The sequence below is a fragment of the Pseudonocardia sediminis genome (assembly GCF_004217185.1).
In the GTDB taxonomy this organism is placed as follows: Bacteria; Actinomycetota; Actinomycetes; order Mycobacteriales; family Pseudonocardiaceae; genus Pseudonocardia; species Pseudonocardia sediminis.
In genome coordinates this window covers 3083182-3105278 of sequence record NZ_SHKL01000001.1, presented here as the reverse complement: position 1 = coordinate 3105278, position 22097 = coordinate 3083182, and the positions used below count along the sequence as shown (strand labels likewise).

Below are 22097 nucleotides of genomic sequence, written 5' to 3'. Positions count from 1 at the left end.
GCGTGGCAAAGCACACCACCGTCACCCTTGTCGACGACCTCGACGGGGGCGAAGCCGACGAGCAGGTACAGTTCTCGGTCGACGGCCGGTCCTACGAGATCGATCTGTCGTCGAAGAATGCCGAAAAGCTGCGGGACAGCTTGGCCCCCTACGTTTCCGCGGCCCGGCGCGGTGGCGGTCGCGCGGCCTCGGCGTCGCCGTCGTCGAACGGATCCAGCGCATCCGAGCGCGCGGTCAACCGCGCGGTTCGGGAATGGGCCGTCGCACAAGGTATGAAGATCTCCGAGCGGGGCCGGATCCCGTCGTCGGTTCTCGAGGCTTATCACAGCGCGCACTGACAGCGCGTACGGAAAGCGCGACCCTCCGGAGCCCGAGAAACGGGGGCTCCGCGACGGGCGGGTCGGATGGCAGGATCGACGGACGGATCCCGCACATGCCGACGAGAGGGCCCGATGTTTCCAGGAACGCACGCCGCCACCACACCGGACAAGCCGGCCGTGGTGATGGCCGGAACCGGTGAGACCCTGACCTACGCGGAGCTCGAGGCGGGATCCGCCCGGTTCGCGCGGTACCTGTACGACTCGGGCCTGCGCCGCGGCGACGTGATCGCCCTGATCTCGGACAACACCCCGCGTGTCTACGAGGTCTACTGGGCCGCCCAGCGCTCCGGGCTCTACATCACCGCGGTGAACCACCACCTCTCCGCGCCGGAGGCCGCCTACATCGTCACCGACTGCGGCGCGAAGGCCCTCGTGGTCTCCGCCGGGGTGGCCGGTCTGGCGGGCGCCGTCGCCGACCACGTCGACGTCGGGGTCCGGCTCGCGTTCGGCGGGGAGATCCCCGGGACGTCGAGCTACACCGACTACGACACCGCGCTGGCCGGGATCTCCGCGGAGCCGCTGCCCGATCAGCCGCGCGGCGCCGACATGCTCTACTCGTCGGGCACCACCGGGCGGCCCAAGGGCATCAAGCCGACCCTGCCGGAGCGCCAGGTCGACGAGCCGGGCGACACCTACGTCGCGATCTTCGGGCAGATGTACGGGTTCGACTCCGACACCGTGTACCTGTCCCCCGCGCCGCTCTACCACGCGGCACCGTTGCGGTTCAGTGCCACGATCACCGCGATCGGCGGGACCGTCGTGGTGATGGAACGCTTCGCCCCGGAGGCGGCTCTGGAGGCGATCCAGACCCATCGCGCGACGCACAGCCAGTGGGTGCCGACGATGTTCATCCGGATGCTGAAGCTGCCCGACGAGGTCCGCGCGCGCTACGACGTGTCGTCGCTGAAGGTCGCGATCCACGCCGCCGCGCCGTGTCCGGTCGAGGTCAAGCAGAAGATGATCGACTGGTGGGGCCCGGTGCTCTACGAGTACTACGCGGCCACCGAGTCGTCCGGGATCACGTTCATCGACTCCGCCCAGTGGCTCGCCCACCCCGGCTCGGTCGGGCGCGGCGGCGTGCTCGGCGACGTGCGGATCTGCTCCGAGGACGGGACGTTGCTGGGCACCGGCGAGGTCGGCACGATCTACTTCGAGCGCGACGTCCGCCCGTTCGAGTACCACAACGACCCGGACAAGACGAAAGCCGCGGAGCACCCCGAGCACTCCAACTGGACGACCACGGGCGACCTCGGCTACCTCGACGACGAGGGCTTCCTCTACCTCACCGACCGCAAGGCGTTCATGATCATCTCCGGCGGGGTGAACATCTACCCGCAGGAGGTCGAGGACTGCCTGGCGCTGCACCCGAAGGTCCTCGACGTCGCCGTGATCGGCGTGCCGGACGAGGAGATGGGCGAGGCCGTGAAGGCGGTCGTGCAGCCGGCCGACGGCGTGGAGACCGGTCCGGAGCTGGAGGCCGAGCTGATCGCGTTCGTCCGCGAGCGGATCGCGCACTACAAGGCCCCGGGCTCGGTCGACTTCACCGACTTCCTCCCGCGCACCGCCACCGGCAAGCTGGTCAAGCGCCAGGTCCGCGACCGCTACACCGTCTGAGCCCGGCCGCGGGGTCGCAACGGCGCCGATCCCGGCCGCGAGGGGACCCCTCGGGACGCCAGGAGCCGCGAGGGGAACCTTCGGGACCGGGACCGGGACCGGGACCGGGCCCCGGTCGGGCAAGGCCGACGCCCGGGCGACGTCGCGCCGCCGCCGCCGCCGAGCCCCGGCCGCGAGGGGACCCTCCGGGACGCCCGGAGCCACGTGGGGACCCCTTCGGACGGGGACGGCGCGCCAGGCCGAGCCGACCCCCGGTCGACATCGCGCCGCAGCCGCCGAGTCCAGGCAACGTGGGGACCCTTCGGGACGCCCGGAGCCACGAGGGGACCCCTTGGGACGGGCGCGGGGGCGGTCAGGCGGAGCCCACCCCCGGTCGACGTCGCGCCGGCGCCGCCGAGCCCTGGCCGCGAGGGGACCCTCCGGGACGCCCGGAACCACGAGGGGACCCTTGGAACGGGGACGGCGCGCCAGGCCGAGCCGACGCCCGGTCGACATGGTGACGCCCGCCGAGCCCCGATTGCGAGGGGAACCTTCGGGACGCCCTGAGCCGCGAAGGGAACCTTCGGGACGGGACGGGAGGGGCGGGACGGGGACGGCGGCGGGGCCGGCAGGTCCTCGGCCGAAAGGTGGAGGTCAGGGCGCCGAGATGGCCCCGCGGGCCGATCCGGACGGTGGCGCGGCGCGTCATCCTCGATGCATGACCTTCTCGGACATCGTGACCGTTCTCGGCGCAGGCGCCGGGATCCTGCTCCTGCTGACCATCGCGGCCGCTCCGCTCCTGGCCGATCTCGACCCGAACCCGCGCGGCCGGGCCCCCGTTCCTGCCGGTCTGGTCGACCGCGCAGCGAGTACCCCGGCACGCACGGTCGACGTCCCGGCGCCGCGGTCCCCCTCCGCCGTCGAGGCGATGGCGCGGGTGTCGGGCCACGCCCGGCACGCCGCCGCGCGCTGACAGGAGCCGGCAGGCCGGATCTCGAGCCGCGCCGACGGGGCCACGCCGACGGGGCCACGCCGACGGAGCCGGACCGTCGGCGGGGCCGGACCGACGACGGGCCGAACCGAGAGGAGACCGGGCCGTGGGGAGAACGGTCGTCACGGTGGGCACTCTTCGCTCAGGCGCGGGACGTCCGCCCGTAGCGCCACCGGGCGAGCGCCGCGGCGACGACCAGCGGCACCGCGACGACCAGTGCCACCCGGAACACCGATCCGAACTCACCGGCGTCGGCCAGCGGCGCGGCGAGAGCCGTACCGGCGGCGCTGCCCAGGAACAGGACCGTCGCGAACAACGCCACCGCCGACGCCCGGGCCTGCGGCACCACCTGCGTCGCCCAGGTCTGCAGCGTCGAGTGCAGGAACGCCCAGGCCCCGCCGAGACCGATCCCGGCCGCGAGCACCGTCCCCAGGTTCACCGTGACCGACGGACCGGCCCACGCCGCGACCAGGAACGCGCCGCCGACCGCGGCCAGGCCGGCCGGCGGGACGCTGCCGACCAGGCGTCGCACCAGGCGTGAGAACACCAACGCCCCGACGCCGAACCCGCCGGAGACGAGCCCGGCCACACCGGCCGACGAGCCCAGCGACTGCAGCGCCGGTGCCAGGAACGTCAGCGCCGCGAGCACGACCACGCCCTCGACGAACGCGAGCAGCAGGACGATCCGCGCCCAGCCGTCGGCCAGCACCGTTCCCAGCGGGCGCAGCGCCCCGACCAGGCCGGACGCGGCGGCGGGACCGGTGGACGGGGTCGGCTCGGGCAGGCGGCGCAGCGCGACGAACAGGACGGCACCGGCCGCGGCGGTCAGACCGAACACCGTCCGCCAGCCGACGAGGTCGGCCAGCAGGCCCGCACCCGCCGTCGCGACGGCGGTGCCGAGCGCGGACGCGGCGAGCACGTCGGACAGCGGTCGCTGGCGGACCTTCTCGGGCCAGGTGTCGCCCACGTACACCAGCGACGCCGGGATGAGCGCCGCGAAGCACCCGCCGGTGACCACCCGGGCGACCAGCAGGACCGTCACGGTCGGCGCCAGTGCCGAGGCCAGTCCCGCGGCGGCGGCCCCGCACAGCGCCACCCGCATCACCCGGACCCGGCCCAGCCGGTCGCTGAGCACGCCCCACACGGCCTGCATCAGGCCGTAGGCCAGGAAGTAGCCGCCCGCCACCCCTGCCGTGACGCCGAGCGAGACGTCCAGGTCGGCCGCGATCAGCACCAGCAGGGGTGCGATCGCGAACCGGTCACACGTGCTGACAAGCGACGCGACCTGCAGCAACCGGAGGCGCCGCACACCGTCCGGGACCCCGGCGGCGTCCGGGACGGCACCGGAGGCCGGTGAGGGATCGGACGCGGAGGGGCGCGGGGGACGATCGGGCACGCCGTCACTGTCCCCCGGCGCCTCGCTCCCCGGCGACGCCGGGCCACCACGCCGGCCCCGCAGAGCATTCCCCGCGGCGGGGAACCTGGGACCCGGACCGGAACCCCGGCCCTGTGACGGCGGACCTGTGGCGGCAGACCTCTGGCGGCGGGTCCCGGGTTCGGGCGGGCCCCGCCGCCTCTTGCCGCCCCGGGCGCATCGGGGGAAGAGTGGGCCCGTCCGGCTGAGCGGCCGGCGGACCGTCGACGACGATGGACGAGGAGTGCCGTGGCGAGCAGCGGATCCGCGAACGAGACCGGCCGGGTCACCGGACGCGGGATGACCATGAGCGACCTGCTCGCCCGCCACGCCCGGACCCGCCCGGACGCGGTGGCGCTGCGCGACGCGCGGGTGTCGCGCAGCTACACCGAGCTCGACGACCGCGTCACCCGTCTGGCGAACGCGCTGCTCGAACGCGGTGCCGGACACGGCGAGCGGGTCGCGGTGCTCGGCCTGAACTCGGTCGAGGTGGTCGAGGCCTACCTGGCCACGCTGCGGACCGGCGCGATCTGCGTCCCGGTCAACTTCCGGCTCGTCGCCGACGAGATCGCCTACGCGCTCGACGACAGCGGCGCGGTCGTCGTCGTCTGCGACACCGCGTTCGGGCCGTCGGTGGAGAAGGCGCGGGAGTCGGCGCCCTCGGTCCGCTCGGTGATCACCATCGGGGACGGGCCGGAGCCGCTGGAGAACGTCCTCGCCACCGCGTCGGACGTCTACTCCGAGGCCGACGTGGCCGACGACGACCCCGCGTTCATCATGTACACCTCGGGCACGACCGGGCGCCCCAAGGGCGCTGTGCTCACCCACCGCAACCTGCTGCTGCACGCGTTCTCCCAGATCGCGCACCTGGGCATCGGCTCCGACGACAAGGTGTGGCTCTCCGGGGCTCCCCTGTTCCACATCGCCGGGCTGGCCGGGATGATCCCGCCGCTGATCACCGGCGGGCGCACGATCATCGCCTCGTCGGGCGGGTTCGACCCGGCCGGGACGATCGCGCTGCTGGAGCGCGAGTCGGTGTCGTCGTGCTTCTTCGTGCCGGCCCAGTGGGCGGCGATGTGCGCGGTCCCGAACATCGGCGACCGGGACCTCTCGGCACTGCGCCGGATCTCCTGGGGCGCGGCCCCGGCGTCGACGTCGCTGCTCCGCACGATGATCGACACGTTCCCGCAGGCCAACGTCATCACCGCCTTCGGGCAGACCGAGTGCAGCCCGGTGACGTGCACGCTGCGCGGCGAGGACGCGATCCGCAAGATCGGCTCGATCGGCACCCCGATGGTCAACGTCGAGGTGCGGGTCGTCGACGACGAGATGAACGACGTCCGGCCCGGCGACGTGGGCGAGATCGTCTACCGCGGCCCCACGGTGATGAAGGAGTACTGGAACAAGCCCGCCGAGACCGCGGAGGCGTTCCGCGGCGGCTGGTTCCACTCCGGTGACCTGGTCCGCGAGGATGCGGACGGCTACTACTACGTGGTCGACCGCAAGAAGGACATGATCATCTCCGGGGGCGAGAACATCTACTGCGCCGAGGTGGAGAACGTCCTGGCCGGGCACCCGAAGGTCGCCGACGTCGCGCTGATCGGCGTGCCGCACCCGAAGTGGGGCGAGACGCCGCTGGCCGTCCTCGTCGCGGCCGACCCCGCCGACCCGCCGACCGGGCCGGAGATCGAGGAGTTCTGCCGCGAGCGCCTGGCCGCCTACAAGCGACCGACGCAGGTCACGGTCCTGCCCGAGCTGCCACGCAACCCGAGCGGGAAGGTCCTCAAGACCCGCCTGCGGGAGGAGAACCGGGCCGGTTCACTCGTGTCGGAGCCCGCCGTCTGACCCTTACTGAAAACTGTTATCGTTTCGGACATGACCGATCGCGTGCCCGTCACGGTCCTGTCCGGCTTCCTCGGCGCCGGGAAGACGACCCTGCTCAACCACGTGCTGGCCAACCGCGAGGACCGGCGGGTGGCGGTCGTGGTCAACGACATGAGCGAGGTCAACATCGACGCCGCCCTGGTCGCCGGCCAGGGACGGCTGCACCGCACGCAGGAACGCCTCGTCGAGCTGACCAACGGCTGCATCTGCTGCACGCTGCGCGAGGACCTGCTGGAGACGATCGGCGCGCTGGCCGACGAGGGCCGCTTCGACCAGATCCTCGTCGAGTCCACGGGGATCTCCGAGCCGATGCCCGTCGCCGCGACCTTCGAGTGGGAGTTCCCCGACGGCACGCACCTGTCCGAGAAGGCCCGCCTGGACACGATGGTCACCGTCGTCGACGCGTCGACGTTCGGCACGGACATGACCACGGAGGACGCGCTCGCCGACCGCGGGCTGCAGGCCTCCGACGGCGACGAGCGCACGATCTCGGACCTGATCGTCGAGCAGGTCGAGTTCGCCGACCTGCTCGTGGTGAGCAAGACCGACCTCGTCCCGCACGGGCGCCTGCTGACGCTCGAGGCCCTGCTGCACAAGCTCAACCCCACGGCGCGGATCGTGCGGGCGGTGCACGGGGCGGTCGCGCTGGACGAGGTGCTCGACACGGGCCGTTACGACCCGGACGCCGCCGCCCGGGCGCCCGGCTGGGCCCGCGAGCTCAGCGGTGACCACACCCCGGAGACCGAGGAGTTCGGGATCAGCTCGGTCACCTACCGGGCGTCGCGACCGTTCCACCCCGCCCGACTGTTGGACGCCCTCGGCGACTGGCCGGGCCTGCTGCGCAGCAAGGGCTTCTGCTGGATCGCCACCCGCCCGGACGTCGTCGGGCTGTGGTCGCAGGCGGGCCCGAACGTCGCGCTGGACCCGACGGCGTACTGGTCGGGCTTCGAGGGCACGCGCGGGCAGGAGATCGTGTTCATCGGCCTCGGGGTGCGCGCCGACGCCGTCCACGCACGCCTGGACCCGGCCCTGCTCACCGACGACGAGCTGCTCGGCGGGCCGGCGTCCTGGCGACGGTTCGACGACCCGCTCCCGGCGTGGGAGGACGACGCGCTCCATGAGCACTCCCACTGACCCGGCCGTGCCGCGGGCGGGCGTCGGCGACGCCTTCGACAGCGCGGTCGCGGGGTTCGCGACCTGGACTCCCCTGCTCTGGGACCCGGTGGGGGCGGCGACCGTGGACGCGGCGGGTCCGCGCCCCGCGGACCGGGTCCTCGACGCGTGCTGCGGCAACGGCTCGGCTGCGATCCCGGCCGCCCACGCGGTCGGGCCGGAGGGGCTGGTGGACGCCGTCGACCTGTCCGCGAACCTGCTCGCCGCAGGTCGGGAACGCAGCACCACGATGCCCTGGCTGCGCTTCCACCACGCCGACGCCGCGACCTGGCCGGGAACCGGATACGACGTCCTCACCTGCGTCTTCGGGGTGTTCTTCCTCCCGGACCCGGACGCGGGAACGCGTCACCTGGTGGCCGGCGTGCGGCCCGGCGGACGGGCCGCCGTCACGGTCTGGGCACGCGGCTCGGTCGACCCGCTGATCGTCCCGTTCCTGACCGCGGTGGGCCGGGAGCGGCCGCTGCCGCCCCCGGGCCCGCTGCAACGGACCTCCGAGCAGCTCGCCGACCCGGGTCGCTTCGCCCGGTGGTTGGGCGAGACCGGGCTCGTCGACGTCGACGTCGTCACCCATCGCGCCGACGTACCGGTCGACCCGGACCTGTGCTGGGCGCTCGTCACCGGCTCGGCGACGGCCGGGCTGCTGCTCGGCCTGGACGACCCGGCGGTGGCCCGGGTGCGCGACGCCTACCGGGAGGCCGTCGCGGGCGTCGAGGTGTTCCGGGTCGCGGCGTCGATCGGCACCGGCCGGCGCGCGACGAGTGACCGGACGGGCTGAGCCCGGCGGGATACCGTCCGGCCCATGCCCGACCTTGATCCCGAGGAGTTCCGCCGTCTCGCCCACCGCTACGTCGACTGGGTCGCCGACCACCGCGCCGGGCTGGCCTCGCGCCCGGTCCGCGACGACGTCGTCCCCGGCTCGGTACGCGCGGCCTTCGCGGCAGAGGCGGCCGAGGAGCCACAGGAGCTCGAGGCGCTGCTGGACCGGGTGGACGACGTCGTCGTCCCGGCCGACACCCGCTGGCAGCACCCCGGGTTCCACGCGTTCTTCCCGGCCAACGCCTCGCTGACGTCGCTGCTCGGCGAGATCGTCGCCGGCGGTCTGGGCCCGCAGGGGATGCTGTGGTCGACCTCGCCGGCGTGCACCGAGGTCGAGCAGGCGGTGACCGACCAGCTCGCCCGCGCGCTCGGGCTCGGCGAGGCGTTCACCCACACCGGCGGGGGCGGCGGGTCGATCCAGGACTCGGCGTCGTCGGCGGCGCTGGTCGCGTTGCTCGCCGCCCTGCACCGGGCCTCCGGCGGGACCTGGCGCGACACCGGCGTGTCCGGCACCGAGCGGGTCTACGTGACGGCGGAGACGCACTCGTCGCTGGCCAAGGCGGTGCGGGTGGCGGGCCTGGGCGAGCGGGGGCTGCGGGTCGTCCCGTTCGCGCCGGGGACCCGCACGATGGACCCGCTCGCACTGGCCGCGATGCTGGAGGTCGACGCGTCGCAGGGGCTGGTCCCGGTGATGGTGTGCGCGACCGTCGGCACCACCGGTACCGGCGCGGTCGACCCGGTCCGGGAGATCGCGGTGGCCGCCGCGTCGCACGGCGCCTGGACCCACGTCGACGCCGCCTGGGCCGGGGTGGCCGCACTGTGCCCGGAGTTCCGCCACCTCGTCGACGGCGTGGAGCTCGTCGACTCGTTCTGCACCGACGCGCACAAGTGGCTGCTCACCGCGTTCGACGCGTCGCTGTTCTGGGTGCGGGATGCGACGGCGCTGCCGGCCGCGCTCTCCCTGACCCCGGCCTACCTGCGCGACAGCGCGTCCGACTCCGGCGCCGTCGTCGACTACCGGGACTGGCAGGTGCCGCTGGGACGTCGGTTCCGGGCCATGAAGCTCTGGGCCGTGCTCCACGGGCAGGGGCTGGAGGGGCTGCGGGCCCACCTGCGCGGGCACGTCGCGCTGGCCGCGGAGCTCGCCGGCCGGGTCCGAGCCCACCCCGGGCTGGAGCTGGCCGCGGAGCCGTCGCTGTCGCTGGTCTGCCTGCGGGTGCGCGCCGACGACGACGGCCCCACCCGGCAGCTGCTGGCCGAGGTGAACGCCACCGGCCGGGCGTTCCTGTCGCCGACCGAGATCGACGGGCGGTTCGTGATCCGGGTGGCCTTCGGCGCCCTGACCACGTCCGGTCAGCACCTCGACGAGCTCTGGACGATCCTCACGCGATCTCCGGCGATCGGCGCCGCCCGGTAAGGTTACCCTGCCCGCATGACGGGGTCGGGGACGCGAGCGGTGACGGGTGCGTCCGTACTCCGGGCGTCGGTGGGGGCGTTCCGCGGGAGGCTGACCGCGGCGTCGGTGTTGTTCGGGCTGCACCAGGCCGGTGAGGCGCTGGTGCCGGTGCTCGTCGGCGTCGTGATCGACCAGGCGGTGGGCACCGGGGACGTGGGCGACCTCGTGCTGTGGCTGCTCGTGCTCGGCGCCGACTTCGCGATGCTGTCCTACAGCTACCGCTTCGGGGCCCGCCAGGCCTGGTACGCCGACGTGCACGCCGACGTCCGGCTGCGGATGCAGATCGCGCAGCGGCTCCTGCACCCCCGCGGCGGCGCCGAGGCCGGACGGCTGCCCGGCAGCCTTGCCAGCATCGCGGTGGCCGACGCCAAGCGCGTCGGCGTGGTGAACTTCGCGCTCCCGCTGGGCGTCGCCGCGATCACCGCCGTCGCCGTCGCCGCGATCTCCCTGCTCACCATCTCGCTGCCGCTGGGCCTGCTGATCCTGCTCGGCACTCCCCCGCTGCTCTGGCTCGTGCAGCTGGTGGGCAAGCCGCTGGAACGGCGCAGCGGCCCGGAGCAGGAGCGCGCCGCCCAGGCCTCCGGCGTCGCGGCCGACCTGGTGACCGGGATCCGGGTGCTCAAGGGCATCGGGGCGGAGGCCTCCGCCGTGCGCCAGTACGCCGCGACCAGCCGCAACGCACTCGGCGCAACACTGCGCGCGACCCGGGCCGAGGCCGGGTTCCTGGGTACCGTCCAGCTCGCCAACGGGTTGTTCCTGGCCCTGATCGCGCTGGTCGGCGGCCGTCTCGCCGCGGACGGGGAGCTCAGCATCGGCGGACTGGTCGCGGCCGTCGGGCTGGCCCAGTTCCTGGTCGGGCCGCTGCAGGTGTTCGGCTTCGTCAGCGCCCGGATCGCGCAGGGCCGCGCCTCGGCGAACCGGATCGCCGAGGTCCTCACCTCTGAGCACGCCGTCGGAGCCGGGCGGGACACCACCGACGACGCGACCGTCGCATCCGCCCTCGTCGGAGGCGTGCTCGCGGTGCGCGACCTGACCCACGACGGCCTCGACGGGCTGGATCTGGAGGTGCACTCCGGCGAGCTGGTCGGGGTGGTCGCCCGGGACCCCGCGCACGCCGGGGCCCTGCTGCGCTGCCTCGGCCGCGAGGTGGAGCCGGAGTCCGGGCGGGTGGAGCTCGACGACGTGCCCCTGGAGGCCTACCCGCCCGAGGTCGCCCGCGCCGCGGTGCTCGTCGCGGCGCACGACGCGCACCTGTTCTCCGGGACCCTGCGCGACAACGTCCTCGCCGGCGGCCCCGCGTCGCGGGACCTGGAACCGGCGATGGCCGCCGCCCAGGCCGACCAGGCCGCGGACTCGCTGCCCGACGGACGGGACACCGAGATCGCCGCGCGCGGCAGCTCACTCTCCGGCGGCCAACGCCAGCGGGTCGCGCTGGCCCGCGCGCTCGCCGCGGACGCCCCGGTGCTCGTCCTGCACGACCCGACGACGGCCGTCGACGCCGTCACCGAGGCCCGGATCGCGGCCGGGCTGCGCGACGTCCGGGCGACGCGCTCCACGGTGCTGCTCACCACCAGCCCGGCGCTGCTCGCCGTGACCGACCGGGTCCTGCTGATCGACGGCGGCCGGGTCACCGCCCGGGGCACGCACGACGAGCTCATGGCCGACCCCACCTACCGCGCGGCGGTGACCGGATGAGCGCCGGGAAGCTTCTGCCCACCGCGGACGGGGCCCGGATGCGGGCCGTGCTGCGCGAGCTGCTGCGACCGCACCGCCCGGTCGCGGCCGTCGCACTGGTCGTGCTCGTCGCCGGTGCCGCGGTCAGCCTGCTGACCGCACCACTGCTCGGGCGGATCGTCGACATCGTCGCGCAGAACCGGGGCGCCGACGCCGTCACCGGGCCGGTGCTCGCCCTCGTCGGCGTCGCGCTCGGGCAGGGCCTGCTCGCGGTGCTCGGTGTCGCGCTCGTCGCCCGGGTCGGCGAGACGATGCTGGCGCGGCTGCGCGAACGGTTCGTCGACCGCGCCCTGCACCTGCCGCTGGAACAGCTGGAGCAGGCCGGGTCCGGCGACCTGACCTCCCGGGTCACCGACGACGTGAAGGTCGTCGGCGACGCCGTCCGCGAGGCTCTGCCCGAGTTCGCCCGCGCCGCCCTGCTGATCGGGCTGACACTGGTCGGCCTGGCCGCGCTGGACTGGCGGTTCCTCGTCGGCGCGCTGCTCGCGGTGCCGATCCAGGTGGTGACCGCCCGCTGGTTCCTGCGCAACTCCGGCCCGATCTACGCCGAGGGACGCATCGCCAGCGGCGCCCAGCAACAGCAGCTGCTCGACACTGCGGGCGGGGTCTCCACCGTCCGGGCGTTCCGCCTGCACGAGCGGCACCTCGGCCGGATCCGGGAGCGCGCCGACGCCGTCGCCCGGCTGGCGATGCGCACGGTCCGGCTCCGGACGCGGTTCTTCGGACGGCTCAACGGCGCCGAGTTCGTCGGCGTCACCGGGGTGCTCGTCGCCGGATTCCTGCTGGTCCGCTCCGGCGGCGCGACGATCGGCACGGCGAGCGCGGCGGCGCTGTACTTCATCAACCTGTTCACCCCGATCAACATCGTGCTGTTCCAGCTCGACGCCGCGCAGCTGGCGACGGCCGGGCTGCGCCGGATCATCGGTGTGGCCGACCTGCCCCCGGAGCACCGCCCGGACGAGCCCGCCCGGCCCGCCGACTCCCGGCTGCGGGTGTCCGGGCTGGGCCACGCCTACGTCGAGGGCCACCCGGTGCTCAGCGAGGTCGACCTCGACCTCGCACCGGGGTCACGGGTCGCGCTGGTCGGGGCGAGCGGTGCGGGCAAGACGACCCTGGCCAAGCTCGTCGCCGGGATGCACACCCCGACGACCGGCTGGATCGACGTGGGCGGTGCCCGGCTGCAGGACCAGGGCCCGGAGACGGCACGCGAGACGGTCGCCCTGGTGACCCAGGAGGTGCACGTCTTCGCCGGCCCACTGGCCGCGGACCTGCGCCTGGCGCGCCCGGACGCGACCGATGACCAGCTCCGCGACGCCCTCGCCACGGTCGGGGCCCTGGACTGGGCGACCGCGCTGCCCGACGGGCTCGACACCGTCGTCGGCGACGGCGGGCACACGCTGACCGTGGTCCAGTCCCAGCAGCTCGCCCTGGCGAGGCTCGTGCTGGCCGACCGTCCGGTGGTGATCCTCGACGAGGCGACCGCCGAGGCCGGCAGCTCCGGCGCGCAGACCCTGGAGGCCGCCGCCGACGCCGCCCTGCGCGGGCGGACGTCGCTGGTGGTCGCGCACCGGCTGACCCAGGCCGCGGGCGCCGACCTCGTCGTCGTGCTCGACGGCGGCCGCGTCGTCGAGCAGGGCACGCACGCCGAGCTCGCGGCGGGCGACGGCCGCTACGCCCGGCTGTGGTCGGCCTGGTCCGGACTGCGGGACCCGCTCCCCCCGTCAGAGGTGAACGTCACTCCGCCGTGACACGGAGGCTCTTGTCCCGCAGCCGGTCAGAGGCGAAGCTCCCCCGGGTCCGTCCGACGGGCCCGAGGGAGGCGGATCTCGATGGCGCGGATGGGCTGGACGCTGGTGCACGGTGGCGCGACGCCGCCGGCGGGCGAGGTGGTGGCCCCGGACGAGCGGTTGTCCTGGCCGCGGACGATCGGCCTCGGCGGGCAGCACGTCGTCGCGATGTTCGGGGCGACGTTCGTCTTCCCGGTCCTGATGGGACTGAACCCGAACATCGCGATCCTGTGCTCCGGCGTCGCGACGGCGCTGTTCCTGCTGATCGTGCGCGGCAAGGTCCCCAGCTACCTGGGGACGTCGGCGTCGTTCGTCGGGGGCGTCGCGGCGATCCGGGCCCAGGGCGGTGACTCGGCCGCGGTGACCGGCGCGATCGTGGTCGCCGGGCTGGTGCTGCTCGTGGTCGGGATCGTCGTGCACCGGCTCGGGACCCGCGTGGTGACCGCGCTGCTGCCGCCGGCGGTGACCGGCGCGGTCGTGATGCTGATCGGGTTCAACCTGGCCTCGGTCGCGGGCACCGTCTACTGGCCGCAGGACCGGTGGGCCGGTCTGGTCACGATGGTCGTCGTGATGGCCGCAGCCGTGCTGCTGCCCGGGTTCTGGGGCCGGATCGGGGTGCTGATCGGACTGCTGGCCGGGTTCGCGTTCTCCCTCCTGCTCGACGTCACCGCCGGGCCGATCACCGGTCCGGACGCCGACGGCGTCGTGTCCACCCACGCCCGCGTCGACCTCTCCGGCGTCGCGGGCGCGGACTGGTTCGGGCTGCCGCCGGCCACCATGACCGGCCCGGACGGCATGGAGATCACCGGCTGGCACCTGCCGACGTTCTCGTTCGCGTTCGTGCTGCTCGTCCTGCCCTCGGTGATCGCGCTGATCGCGGAGAACACCGGTCACGTGAAGGCCGTGCAGGACATGACCCGCACCGACCTCGACCCCTACCTCGGCCGCGCCCTGGCCGCGGACGGCCTGACCACGGCGCTGGCGGGCTCGGTCGGCGGCTCCCCCACCACCACCTACGCCGAGAACATCGGCGTGATGGCCGCGACCCGCGTCTACTCCACGGCCGCCTACTGGGTGGCCGCGGCGTTCGCGGTGCTGCTCGGGTTCTGCCCGAAGTTCGGCGCGATCGTCGTCGCGGTGCCCGGCGGGGTCCTCGGCGGGCTGACCGTCGTGCTCTACGGGATGGTCGGGCTCCTCGGAGCGTCGATCTGGGTACGCAACGCCGTCGACCTGAGCCACCCGGCGAACCTCATCCCGCTGGCCGCCGGGCTGATCATCGGCATCGGCGGGGCGAGCCTGGAGATCGGCTCGTTCGAGCTGTCGGGCATCGCCCTCGGCACGATCGTCGTCCTCGTCGGATACCACGGCCTGCGCCGGGCCCTGCCCACCGACCGGCGCCCGCCCGTGGACGCCGGCCGGGCCGAGGAGGCGCCCGCCCGGGACTGAGACGCGGCGGTCTACGGGGCCGGGTGCGAGGTCAGGTAGCCGCCCATCTGCGTGAAGTACTCGGTGCCGTCGAGCTCGGTGCCGTCGTCGAGGCGGACCCGCTCGATCACCAGGCCCCGGTTGCGGCCGCGGCGGGCGTCGGCACCGGCCACGATCGCGACGCCGGTGCCCTCCCGCAGGAAGATCCGGCCCGGGGTGCCCCCGTAGACCTTCTCCGAGACCCGCGCCCGCAGGATCCGCAGCCGGGTCGTCCCGTGGAAGCAGTAGGCGTTGGGGTACGGGTCGGTCTGGGCGCGGACCAGGTTGAACACCTCCCGGGCCGTGTCGTCGAAGGTGATCCGGTTCTCCTCGTCGGTGCGCCGGTGGAAGTGCGACGCCGCGCGGCGGTCCTGCGGGGTCCAGTCGGTGCGCCCGGCCGCGATCAGCTCGAGCGCGTCGACGGTGATCGGGCCGAACATGGCCAGCGTGCGGTCGAACAGGTCGGTGACCACGTCGTCGTCGGTGATCGGGGTGGTGCGCTGCAGGACGATGTCCCCGGCGTCGAACTCGTCGTTCATCATGTGCGCGGTGACGCCGACCTCGGGCTCGTCGTTGACCAGCGCCCAGTTCAGCGGCGCGAAGCCCGCGTAGGCGGGCAGCGGCGCGTCGTGCACGTTCAGCGTGCCCAGGCGCGGGATCGAGAACACCTCCGGCGAGAGCCACGTCCGCCAGTTCGACACGACCATGATGTCCGCGCCGGCGTCGGCGATCGCCTTCTTCACCTCGTCGTCGTCGGCCCGGTTGCGCACCAGGGCCGGGATGCCGCGTTCGGCGGCGAGCTCGGAGACGGACTCGTTGAAGATCTTCTCGTAGGGGTTGTCGCTGTCCGGGTGCGTGACGATCAGCGGCACCTCGTGGCCCGCGTCCAGGATCGCCTCGATCGTCCGGCGTCCCCACGTCATGAATCCGAACGCGACCACCCGCATGTCCCGACACCCCTCGTTGCGTCCTGCTCCGCCGATGTCCGAAACATGTGGTTTCGGCGAAATGTGTACCTGACTTCACATCCTGGTCAGGTGAACCTAACCGAAGCCCGCGACGGGAGTCACGCCGATCGCCACCCGTCCGCAAGATCGACATACGCTGCCCCTGAGCCGAGGTCAGGTTAGACTCACTTAACTGACCGAAATGTCTGCTTCACGACCCCATGTCGCCTCCGCGACACGAGGAGGAACGCGATGACAGTCGGACGGACCGGGCCCGCACTCGGGCTCCGACCCCCGCTGCCACGGTCCACCGGAGCCTGGACCTTCCGCACCGCCCAGCCGGTCACGCCCGACCTGGACCTGGTGCACGCCTGGATGAACGACCCGGACGTCGCGCGGTTCTGGGACCAGGCCTGGTCCCGCGAGGCGTGGCGCGAGGAGCTCTCCGCCCAGCTCGCTGACGGACCGGCGCACCCCTGCATCGTGGAACGGGGAGGGCTGCCGTTCGCCTACCTGGAGCTGTACTGGAGCGCGCAGCACGCGATCGCGGCGCACTATCCGGCCCGCGACGGCGACGTCGGCGTGCACATCGCCCTCGGTGACCCGGCCGCACGCGGCGCCGGACGGGGCAGCGCGCTGCTGCGCGACACCGCGCGGGGCGTGTGCGCGGTGACGCCCGGGTGCACGCGGGTGTTCGCCGAGCCCGACGCCGGCAACCGGGCCGCCCGGGGCGCCTTCGGCCGGGCCGGTTTCCACGAGCTGGGCGAGATCGAGCTGGCCCACAAGCGTGCCGCCCTGGTCGTGCACACGACCGACCCGGCCGAGGTGGCGGCGCTGCGCCGCGAGGTCGTCACCCACCCCCGGTGACGGGAGCGGACCGGCGACCCGGTCAGCGCCAGGCCGCGGCCGCGTCCGGATAGAAGTCCTCGAACATCCCGAGGTCGGTGGCGCGCTCGTAGTTCGGGTTGTCGCGGTGCTCCGGCACCGCGGCGACCGCCTTCGAGCCGTAGTAGGCCGACGGGCCGTCGGGCTGCGGCCGGGCGACGAGCGTCCCGTCGACGGCGGCGTCGAGGTGGTCGGTGAACAAGGCGTGGCAGGCCTCCATCAGCTCCACCATGACGTCCTCGAACACGTCCTCGTCGTCGATCGGGAAGCGCTGCACGGCCACCACCGGCCCGGTGTCGATGCCCGGGTCGACCCGGTGCAGGGTGGCGCCGAACTCGCTCTCGCCGTTGAGGATCGCGTGCGCCACGGTGGCCAGCGGGAGCCCGCGGTAGCCGGGCAGCGGGCCGCCGTGGATGTTGTAGACGGTCAGATCGCCGTCGAGCACCTCCGGTCCGAACAGGAACCGGTTGTCGATCGACCAGACGATCCCGTCCGAGCAGGCGCTGTGGATCTCCGGGCCGAGCGGGCCGATCGCGTCGACGGTCCGTACATCGAGATCGCCCAGACCGGATGGCGCGGTCGCCCGTCCCCCGGTGCAGACCATGTCGACCGTCTTCCCGCCGTCGACGGCGTGCCGTACGGCCCGCCAGAGCAGAGCCCCGTCGCCCACGAAGATCACTGTCGTTCCTCCCTGCGGCGCATGCGCCGGTGACCGGGCCGGACGGCATCTCGAGACGATCTTGGTGCCCGGCCCGCGGATGATCGATCGCCGGGATGAGGTTAGCCTGCGTTCATGAGCGATCGCACCGCCGTGGTGACCCCGACGACGGTGCTCCGCAACACCGTTCGCGCCTTCCGCGGACGGGTGGTCGGCGGCACGGTCCTGCTCTGCAGCCACCAGGCCGGCGAGGCCCTCGTCCCCGTCCTGGTCGGCGTCGTGATCGACGAGGCCATCGCCACCGGTGACGTCACGGCGCTGATCGGCTGGCTGCTGGTGCTCGCGCTCGACTTCGTCTGGCTGTCCTACAGCTACCGCTTCGGAGCCCGCCTGGTCCTGCACGCCGACCTGCACGCCGACGCCCGGATCCGTCTCGACGTGGCACGCCGCCTGCTCGACCAGCGCGGCGGCGCCGAGGCCGGCCGCCTGCCCGGCGGCATCACCTCGGTCGCCGTGGCCGACGCCAAACGGGTCGCGGTGGTCAACTTCTGGATACCGACCGGGCTGGCCGCGCTCGCCGCCGTCGTGGTCGCCGCGATCTCGTTGCTGCGGATCTCGGTCCCGCTGGGGCTGCTGATCCTGCTCGGGACACCGCCGCTGCTCTGGCTGGTCCAGCTCGTGGGCCGGCCACTGGAACGGCGCAGCGGCGCCGAGCAGGAGCGCGCCGCCCGCGCGGCCGGGACGGCCGGCGACCTGGTCTCCGGGATCCGGGTGCTCAAGGGCATCGGCGCGGAGCGGGCCGCCGCCGACCGGTACGCCCGGACCAGCGGGACCGCGCTGAGCGCGACCCTGCGGGCCACCCGGGCCGAGGCCGGGTTCCTCGGGACCGTCGAGCTGGCCAACGGCCTGTTCCTGGCCGTGATCGCGTTCGTCGGCGGGGGGCTGGCGCTGTCCGGCTCGATCACCGTCGGCGGTCTGGTCGCCGCTGTCGGACTGGCCCAGTTCCTCATCGGCCCGCTGCAGACCACCGGCCTGGCCGGGGCCCGCCTCGCCCAGGCCCGGGCGTCGGCGGGCCGGCTCGCCGAGCTGCTCGACTCCCCGCCGGCGGTCGGCCCGGGGCGCGGGACCCCGGCGGCGTCGGCGTCGGAGGGCGCCGGGCCGGTCGGCGGGCTGGACGTGCGCGACCTGCGCCACGGGACCCTGGACGGCTTGAACCTCGACGTCGGCGCGGGCCAGATGCTCGGGATCGTGGCCGCCGACCCGGCGGACGCCTCCGCGCTCGCCGCCTGCCTGGCCCGCGAGGTCGAACCCGGCGGCGGGCGGATCGCGGTCGACGGGTCCGCGCTGGAGGACCTGACCCCGGACGACGCCCGCGGGCGCGTCCTGGTCGCCGCGCACGACTCGCACCTGTTCACCGGGACGCTGCTGGACAACGTGCTGGCCGGGCGGCCCCGGAACGACGACACCACGAACCACGGCACCGGGAACGACCACACCGAGACGGCGATGCGGGCCGCGCGGGCCGACCAGGCCGCGGACACGCTGCCGCAGGGACGCGACACCGAGGTCGCCTCCCGCGGCAGCTCGCTGTCGGGCGGGCAGCGACAGCGGGTCGCGCTCGCCCGCGCGCTCGCCGCCGATCCCCCGGTGCTGGTGCTGCACGACCCGACGACGGCCGTCGACGCCGTCACCGAGGCCGAGATCGCCGCCGGGATCCGCGCGATGCGCGGCGGCCGCACCACGGTCCTGCTCACCACGAGCCCGGCGCTGCTCGGCGTCACCGACCGCGTGGTCGTGCTGAGCTCCGGGCGCCTGCACGCCGACGGCACGCACGAGTCCCTGATGGACGACCCCGGCTACCGCTCGGTGGTGACCGGATGACCGCCCCCACCACCTCCGGGCCGGACGAGGTCACCCGGCTGCTGCCGATCGCCGACGGGGCCCGCGTCCGGACCGTGCTCCGGGACCTGGCGCGGCCGCGCCGCGGGGTCGCGGTGCTCGCGATCGCCGCGCTGGTGGCCGGCTCCGCGGTGAGCCTGCTGGCCGCTCCCCTGCTCGGCCGGATCGTCGACGCGGTCGCCTCGGCACAGGGGGGCGCAGCGACCGGGAACGGGACCGGCGTCCTGCTCGGCCCGGTCCTGGGACTGGTCGGGATCGCCCTGGGCCAGGGCCTGCTCGCGTTCGTCGGGGTCGCGCTGATCGCGCGGGTCGGCGAGACGATGCTGGCCCGGCTGCGCGAGAGGTTCGTCCAGCGTGCCCTGGTCCTGCCGCTGGCCCGGCTGGAACGGGCCGGCTCCGGGGACCTGACGTCGCGGGTCACCGACGACGTCAAGGTCGTCGGGACGGCGGTCCGGCAGGCGCTGCCGCAGTTCGCGCGCGCGGCGTTCCTGATCGTCCTGACGCTGGTCGGCCTGGCCGCGCTGGACTGGCGGTTCCTGCTCGGCGCGCTCCTCGCGGTGCCGATCCAGATCGTCACCGCGCGCTGGTTCCTGAACTGGTCGGGCCCGCTCTACACCGAGCAGCGGATCGCCGGCGGGGCCCAGCAGCAGCAGCTGCTCGACACCGCGGGCGGGGTCGCCACCGTGCGCGCGTTCCGGATGCGCGACGAGCACCTGGAGCGGGTACGCGAACGCGCCCACGCCCTCGTCGCGATCGGGCTGCGGCTGGTGCGGCTGCAGACCCGCTTCTTCGGACGGCTCAACGCCGGTGAGCTGGTCGGGCTCGTCGGCGTACTGGTGGCGGGGTTTCTGCTGGTCCGCAGCGGCACCGCCACGATCGGCGTCGCCAGCGCCGCGGCGCTGTACTTCATCAACCTGTTCACCCCGATCAACATCGTGCTGTTCCAGCTGGACGCCGCCCAGTCCGCGATCGCGGGCCTGCGCCGGATCATCGGGGTGGCGGACCTTCCCGACGAGGACGCCCCGGCCGATCCGGCCGTCCCGTCCGGGGGCGCCGTGCGGGCCGGGGCTCTCGCCTACTCCTACGTCGACGGCCACCCGGCGCTGTCCGGCGTCGACCTGGACGTGACGGCGGGGACCCGCGTGGCGCTCGTCGGCACCAGCGGCGCGGGCAAGTCGACGCTGGCCAAGCTCGTCGCCGGGATGCACGACCCCTCCGGCGGGACGGTGGAGATCGGCGGCGCGCCGTTGGCGCAGCAGAGCCCGGACGGTCGCCGCCGCACGGTCGCCCTGGTGACCCAGGAGGTGCACGTCTTCGCCGGCCCGCTCGCCGACGACCTGCGCCTGGCCCGCCCGGACGCCACCGACGACGAGCTGCGCGCCGCCCTCGACACCGTCGGCGCGCTGGGCTGGGCGGACGCCCTGTCCGACGGCCTGGACACCGTCGTCGGCGACGGCGGGCACACGCTGACCGTCGTGCAGTCCCAGCAGCTCGCCCTGGCCCGGCTCGTGCTGGCCGACCCGCCGGTCGCGATCCTCGACGAGGCGACGGCGGAGGCGGGCAGCGCCGGCGCCCGCGTGCTGGAGGACGCCGCGGCGGCCGCGCTGACGGGCCGTACCGCTCTCGTCGTCGCGCACCGGCTGACCCAGGCCGCCGACGCCGACGTCGTGGTGGTGCTCGACGGCGGCCGCGTCGTCGAACAGGGCCGGCACGACGACCTGGTCACCGCCGGTGGCCGCTACGCCGATCTGTGGCGGGCCTGGTCCGGGGCCCGCCACGACCCGCGGAGCTGAGCGGAACCTCCTGTTCGGCCGATTCGTCCGGGTGACTTGACGGGGTTGGTGAGGGTAGGCGAACCTGACCCGGCCAACATCGTCTTCCGCGCGTCGGAGCCGGCGGTTGGCACTCACCTCCGTCCGCCTCCGAGAACAGGGAGCTCATGCACCCGACGCCAGACCGACCCCGGCGCCGTACCGGCCACCGTCTCCGCGTGCTGCTGACCGCAGTCGTCGCGACCGTCGCGCTCGCCGCGTGCGGGTCACCCTCCGGGGGCGAGGCGGAGCAGTCGTCGGGCGGGCAGGCGGACGGCGCCTTCCCCGTCACCGTCGAGCACGCCTACGGCAGCACCGAGGTCGCCGCCGCGCCGAAGCGCGTGATCACCCTGGGGTACACGGACCCGGACCCGCTGCTGGCGGTGGGCATCGCCCCGATCGGGATCGTCAACTGGTTCGTCACGCCGCCGCCGAACAACAAGTGGCCCTGGCAGGAGGCCGCCTACGGCGCGACCGTGCCGGAGGAGGTCGGCAAGCGCGACGAGTACAACCTGGAGAAGATCGCGGCGCTGCAGCCGGACCTGATCATCGCCGCGTACTCCGGCATGACCCAGGCCCAGTACGACCAGGTCTCGAAGATCGCCCCGACGGTGGCCCAGCCGAAGGACTACCCGCAGTTCACGGCGCCGTGGCAGGTGTTCACCCGGCACATCACCAAGGCGGTCGGGCAGGAGCAGCGCGGCAACGAGCTCGTCACCCAGACCGAGGCGAAGATCGACGAGGTCAGGACGGCGCACCCGGAGTGGGCGCAGCAGACCGCGGCGGTCATGCAGTACCAGGCGCCGGACTACCGCGTGTTCTCGAAGGGCGACCTCAAGGCCGACCTGATGAGCGCGCTCGGGTTCCAGGCCCCGCCGGAGATCGCCCAGCTCGCCGCGGGCAAGAGCGACGCCTCGGTCAGCCCGGAGCGCGCCGACCTGTTGAACGTCGACAAGCTCCTCGTCTTCGCCCGCAGCCCGCAGGTGCAGGCGGAGATCTCGGCCCGGCCGGAGTTCGCGGCCCAGCCGGTCGTGGCGCAGAAGCGCGTCCGGTTCCTGAGCACCACCGAGCCGACGTCCGCCGCGATCAGCTACGGCAGCCCGATCAGCTTCCCCTACGCCCTGGACAAGCTGGTCCCCCTGCTGGAGGGCATCCCCGCCCCCACACAGTGATCCCCGCACGCTGAACGGACGGCGCCCCCGTCG

The 22097-nt window shown here is 74.1% G+C and carries 17 protein-coding genes; 14 read left to right on the top strand and 3 right to left on the bottom strand.

Translation table 11 applies throughout. The features are described 5' to 3' along the window. Positions 1 to 2: 2 nt before the first annotated feature. The 3 genes from EV383_RS14425 to EV383_RS14415 all read left to right on the top strand — a co-directional run bounded on the left by EV383_RS14425 (position 3) and on the right by EV383_RS14415 (position 2946). Positions 3 to 338, top strand: coding sequence for a histone-like nucleoid-structuring protein Lsr2 (locus tag EV383_RS14425; RefSeq protein ID WP_130290395.1), 336 nt, complete (start codon positions 3 to 5; stop codon positions 336 to 338). A 114-nt stretch (positions 339 to 452) separates the two neighbouring features. After that, entirely contained in the window at positions 453 to 1994 is a 1542-nt protein-coding gene (locus EV383_RS14420; RefSeq protein WP_130290394.1) for an acyl-CoA synthetase, read from the top strand. 697 nt (positions 1995 to 2691) lie between these two features. Further along, positions 2692 to 2946, top strand: a complete 255-nt coding sequence (locus EV383_RS14415) for a hypothetical protein (RefSeq protein ID WP_130290393.1) — start codon at positions 2692 to 2694, stop codon at positions 2944 to 2946. 160 nt (positions 2947 to 3106) lie between these two features. Here the strand turns inward: EV383_RS14415 and EV383_RS14410 are convergent, their stop codons facing one another. Further along, positions 3107 to 4360 carry an MFS transporter gene (locus EV383_RS14410; RefSeq protein ID WP_242623097.1) on the bottom strand — a complete coding sequence of 418 codons (1254 nt, stop codon included), beginning with the start codon at positions 4358 to 4360 and terminating at the stop codon, positions 3107 to 3109. A gap of 267 nt (positions 4361 to 4627) precedes the next feature. Here EV383_RS14410 and EV383_RS14405 point away from each other — a divergent pair, with 267 nt between their 5' ends. The 7 genes from EV383_RS14405 (at position 4628) to EV383_RS14375 (ending at position 14674) form a co-directional block, all read left to right on the top strand. Continuing rightward, positions 4628 to 6223, top strand: coding sequence for a long-chain-fatty-acid--CoA ligase (locus tag EV383_RS14405; protein WP_341273728.1), 1596 nt, complete (start codon positions 4628 to 4630; stop codon positions 6221 to 6223). Between the two features lie 30 nt (positions 6224 to 6253). Then, positions 6254 to 7396 (top strand): GTP-binding protein, encoded by a 1143-nt coding sequence (locus EV383_RS14400; RefSeq protein WP_130290392.1) that lies wholly within the window; start codon positions 6254 to 6256, stop codon positions 7394 to 7396. After that, positions 7380 to 8210: a class I SAM-dependent methyltransferase gene (locus tag EV383_RS14395; protein WP_130290391.1), complete on the top strand. Its 831-nt coding sequence runs from the start codon at positions 7380 to 7382 to the stop codon at positions 8208 to 8210. Before EV383_RS14400 ends, EV383_RS14395 begins: the two co-directional genes overlap by 17 nt. A 24-nt stretch (positions 8211 to 8234) precedes the next feature. Beyond that, the gene (locus EV383_RS14390; protein WP_130290390.1) at positions 8235 to 9668 is read left to right on the top strand and encodes a pyridoxal phosphate-dependent decarboxylase family protein; all 1434 of its coding nucleotides are present in this window, start codon (positions 8235 to 8237) and stop codon (positions 9666 to 9668) included. 15 nt (positions 9669 to 9683) lie between these two features. Further along, positions 9684 to 11402: an ABC transporter transmembrane domain-containing protein gene (locus EV383_RS14385; protein ID WP_130290389.1), complete on the top strand. Its 1719-nt coding sequence runs from the start codon at positions 9684 to 9686 to the stop codon at positions 11400 to 11402. Then, positions 11399 to 13189, top strand: coding sequence for an ABC transporter ATP-binding protein (locus EV383_RS14380; RefSeq protein WP_130290388.1), 1791 nt, complete (start codon positions 11399 to 11401; stop codon positions 13187 to 13189). Before EV383_RS14385 ends, EV383_RS14380 begins: the two co-directional genes overlap by 4 nt. Before the next feature lie 81 nt (positions 13190 to 13270). Continuing rightward, positions 13271 to 14674, top strand: coding sequence for a uracil-xanthine permease family protein (locus EV383_RS14375; RefSeq protein WP_130290387.1), 1404 nt, complete (start codon positions 13271 to 13273; stop codon positions 14672 to 14674). Between the two features lie 11 nt (positions 14675 to 14685). Here EV383_RS14375 and EV383_RS14370 read toward each other — a convergent pair whose 3' ends face one another. Beyond that, positions 14686 to 15639: a methionyl-tRNA formyltransferase gene (locus EV383_RS14370; RefSeq protein ID WP_130290386.1), complete on the bottom strand. Its 954-nt coding sequence runs from the start codon at positions 15637 to 15639 to the stop codon at positions 14686 to 14688. Between the two features lie 252 nt (positions 15640 to 15891). Here EV383_RS14370 and EV383_RS14365 point away from each other — a divergent pair, with 252 nt between their 5' ends. Beyond that, positions 15892 to 16506 (top strand): GNAT family N-acetyltransferase, encoded by a 615-nt coding sequence (locus EV383_RS14365; RefSeq protein WP_130290385.1) that lies wholly within the window; start codon positions 15892 to 15894, stop codon positions 16504 to 16506. Between the two features lie 22 nt (positions 16507 to 16528). Here the strand turns inward: EV383_RS14365 and EV383_RS14360 are convergent, their stop codons facing one another. Continuing rightward, positions 16529 to 17194, bottom strand: coding sequence for a formyltransferase family protein (locus tag EV383_RS14360; protein ID WP_130290384.1), 666 nt, complete (start codon positions 17192 to 17194; stop codon positions 16529 to 16531). Positions 17195 to 17317: 123 nt separating this feature from the next. Here EV383_RS14360 and EV383_RS14355 point away from each other — a divergent pair, with 123 nt between their 5' ends. From EV383_RS14355 to EV383_RS14345, 3 genes are all read left to right on the top strand, one after another. Then, complete coding sequence (locus EV383_RS14355; RefSeq protein WP_130290383.1) at positions 17318 to 19063, top strand: ABC transporter ATP-binding protein; 1746 nt, start codon at positions 17318 to 17320, stop codon at positions 19061 to 19063. Further along, positions 19060 to 20874: an ABC transporter ATP-binding protein gene (locus EV383_RS14350; RefSeq protein WP_130290382.1), complete on the top strand. Its 1815-nt coding sequence runs from the start codon at positions 19060 to 19062 to the stop codon at positions 20872 to 20874. The genes EV383_RS14355 and EV383_RS14350 overlap by 4 nt, the downstream gene beginning before the upstream one ends. Before the next feature lie 197 nt (positions 20875 to 21071). Beyond that, positions 21072 to 22064, top strand: coding sequence for an iron-siderophore ABC transporter substrate-binding protein (locus tag EV383_RS14345; RefSeq protein WP_130290381.1), 993 nt, complete (start codon positions 21072 to 21074; stop codon positions 22062 to 22064). Positions 22065 to 22097: the final 33 nt, after the last annotated feature.